The organism is Pseudomonas sp. 20P_3.2_Bac5 (genome assembly GCF_025466035.1).
GTDB lineage: Bacteria > Pseudomonadota > Gammaproteobacteria > Pseudomonadales > Pseudomonadaceae > Aquipseudomonas.
Genome location: NZ_JANLOA010000058.1, coordinates 1 through 2,601, shown reverse-complemented (window position 1 = coordinate 2,601; position 2,601 = coordinate 1). Strand labels below are relative to the sequence as shown.

General features: G+C 56.1%; 6 protein-coding genes and 1 pseudogene. All 7 read left to right on the top strand.

Annotated elements, in window-relative coordinates; translation table 11 throughout:
• Positions 1–229, top strand: a 229-nt coding sequence (locus tag NTD88_RS09595; protein ID WP_315975147.1) for a DUF6708 domain-containing protein, incomplete at its 5' end; no start/stop codon positions are given.
• Positions 226–372, top strand: a complete 147-nt coding sequence (locus NTD88_RS09590; RefSeq protein WP_262130654.1) for a hypothetical protein — start codon at positions 226–228, stop codon at positions 370–372. The genes NTD88_RS09595 and NTD88_RS09590, both read left to right, overlap by 4 nt.
• Positions 373–377: 5 nt before the next feature.
• Positions 378–1,142, top strand: coding sequence for a DUF6708 domain-containing protein (locus NTD88_RS09585; RefSeq protein ID WP_262154851.1), 765 nt, complete (start codon positions 378–380; stop codon positions 1,140–1,142).
• Positions 1,139–1,285 (top strand): hypothetical protein, encoded by a 147-nt coding sequence (locus NTD88_RS09580; protein WP_262154852.1) that lies wholly within the window; start codon positions 1,139–1,141, stop codon positions 1,283–1,285. Before NTD88_RS09585 ends, NTD88_RS09580 begins: the two co-directional genes overlap by 4 nt.
• Positions 1,286–1,290: 5 nt before the next feature.
• A complete protein-coding gene (locus NTD88_RS09575) occupies positions 1,291–2,058 on the top strand; it encodes a DUF6708 domain-containing protein (protein WP_262154853.1) in 768 nt (255 codons plus the stop codon).
• Positions 2,055–2,210, top strand: coding sequence for a hypothetical protein (locus NTD88_RS09570; RefSeq protein WP_262154854.1), 156 nt, complete (start codon positions 2,055–2,057; stop codon positions 2,208–2,210). Before NTD88_RS09575 ends, NTD88_RS09570 begins: the two co-directional genes overlap by 4 nt.
• A gap of 10 nt (positions 2,211–2,220) precedes the next feature.
• Positions 2,221–2,601: pseudogene (locus tag NTD88_RS09565) on the top strand (hypothetical protein); the annotation flags it as partial.

Below are 2,601 nucleotides of genomic sequence, written 5' to 3'. Positions count from 1 at the left end.
CAGGCCGGGCACCAATGAAGTCATTGACCGCTTTCCCCTCACCACCATGGGCGCCGACGTCCACGCCTGGGCTTATATCTGCACCTACATGCAGCAAGGCCCCGACGCACTTCCCCCACCTGGCCCACCGAAAGACCACGACGATGTGGGTTTCAATATCGCGTTACTGCTGGCATCCAAGGTCAAGTGGCCCGTCGATATGGACCTGGAGTCGAGGACGGCGCCATGAGTGATATGTCGATGGAGTTCGAGGTTCTCGATGCTCAAACTATCAAGCTCGAAGTGCCTTATTGGCTGGACAGACACGATGAGTCCGGCGTAGCCCGGCTAATCGTGAAGGAAGATGAGATTTCTGGGGGAGCGAAGTGGTGAGTCGTATGAACCGACCGCAACTCGTTCCTCCCTGCTCCGGGTGGCAAGAAGATCTGCCTCATCCCGATGAGGGGCCGGTCGTAATGCCGGCCTTAGGATTCGATACGCCCAATCATCAGGATGACGTCTTTCTCGAGCTGCCGCGTGCGTCGGCACTTGTAAGGGGATGGTTTATTTGGCTCGCACCGTTTCAGGGATTTCTTACGGTCGACATATTGTGGAGCTTTTTTTTATCTGAACGCACATTCAAAGTCGAAGAGTGGTTCATGTTTCTCTCCAGTGTTTGCGTTGGAGTTTGGTCTTTCATGTTCTGCATAAAATTTGAATTGGCTCCACCTCGGGATTTACCATTACGCTTCAACCGCACCCGCCAACGCCTCTACGCCTACAACTTCAACTACCGCTGGTGGAACCCCTTCGAACGCTGGCGGGTCGAGCCGGTGGCCTACGACTGGTCACAGGTCCGCGCCGAGCGCTGGCTGAAGCGCGGCGCGACTTCGCATGGGGTCGTCATCAAGGGCGGCGTGGTGCTCTCCATCGTAAAGCCGGGCACCAATGAAGTCATCGACCGCTTCCCCCTGACTACCATGGGCGCCGACGAACACGCGTGGGCCTATATCTGCACCTACATGCAACAAGGCCCCGACGCACTCCCGCTCCCTGGCCCACCGAAAGACCACAACGATGTGGACTTCAACATCGCGCTGCTGTTGGCGCCCAAGGTCAAGTGGCCCGCCGATATGGACCTGGAGTCGAGGACGGCGCCATGAGTGATATGTCGATGGAGTTCGAGGTTCTCGATGCTCAAACTATCAAGCTCGAAGTGCCTTATTGGCCGGACACACACGATGAGTCCGGCGTAGCCCGGCTAATCGTGAAGGAAGATGAGATTTCTGGGGGGCCGAAGTGGTGAGTCGTATGAACAGACCACAACTCGTTCCTCCCTGCTCCGGGTGGCAAGAAGATCTGCCTCATCCCGATGAGGGGCCGGTCGTAATGCCGGCCTTAGGATTCGATACGCCCAATCATCAAGATGATGTCTTTCTGGAACTGCCACGTGCCTCAGCACTTATCAGAGGCTTGTTGATTTGGTTTGTTCCGGTGATGGCCATTTTGATGATTCAGATGTCATGGATCTTTTTTTCAATTGAACACAAGCTGAACTCTGAGATTTGGATGATATTTCTCTTTTGTATTTCTGTTGAAATTTGGTCTTTGTGGTTCTGTGTGAAGATCGATACAGCACCTCCCCGAGATTTACCCCTCCGCTTCAACCGCACCCGCCAACGCCTCTACGCCTACAACTTCAACTACCGCTGGTGGAACCCCTTCGAACGCTGGCGGGTCGAGCCGGTGGCGTACGACTGGTCACAGGTCCGCGCCGAGCGCTGGCTGAAGCGCGGCGCGACTTCGCATGGGGTCGTCATCAAGGGCGGCGTGGTGCTCTCCATCGTCAAGCCCGGTACCAATGAAGTCATCGACCGCTTCCCCCTCACCACCATGGGCGCCGACGCCCACGCCTGGGCCTATATCTGCACCTACATGCAACAAGGCCCCGACGCGCTGCCGCCTCCCGACCCGCCGAAAGACCACAACGATGTGTCGTGGTGCAACGTCGCCATGCTCCTCGCACCGAAGGTCAAATGGCCGGCTGATATGGACCTGGAATCGAGAACGGCGCCATGAGCGCCGGCCTCAGCACTATGTCGATGAATTTCGAGGTTCTCGGTAAACAGACCATCAAGTTCGAAGTGTCCTACTGGCCCGACAAGAGTGATGAATCGGGTATGGCCCGACTGATCGTGAGGGAAGACAAGATTACTGGATGGCGGTGGTGAGGAGCTTCGTATGAAAAGTCCTAAGCTCGTTCCCTCTTGTTCTGGATGGCAGGAAGACCTACCTCATCCCGATGAAGTGCCGGTCGTAATGCCGGCTCTTGGATTCGACACGCCCAACCATCAGGATGATGTCTTTCTGGAACTGCCACGGTCCTCAGCACTTTTCAGGGGCTTGGTGATCTGGTTTGCGCCAGTTTTCAGTTTCCAACTGGCCATAGTGTTATGGCTTTTCTTGTCAGACTGGCGTGAACTCAGCGTCGAAGAATGGAGCATCTTTTTCCCCGGGGTCTTCGTTGCAGTCTGGTCACTCCTGCTCTGTGTGAAAGTCGATGCAGTACCTCCCCGAGATCAACCGCTTCGCTTCAACCGCGCCCGCCAACGCCTCTACGCC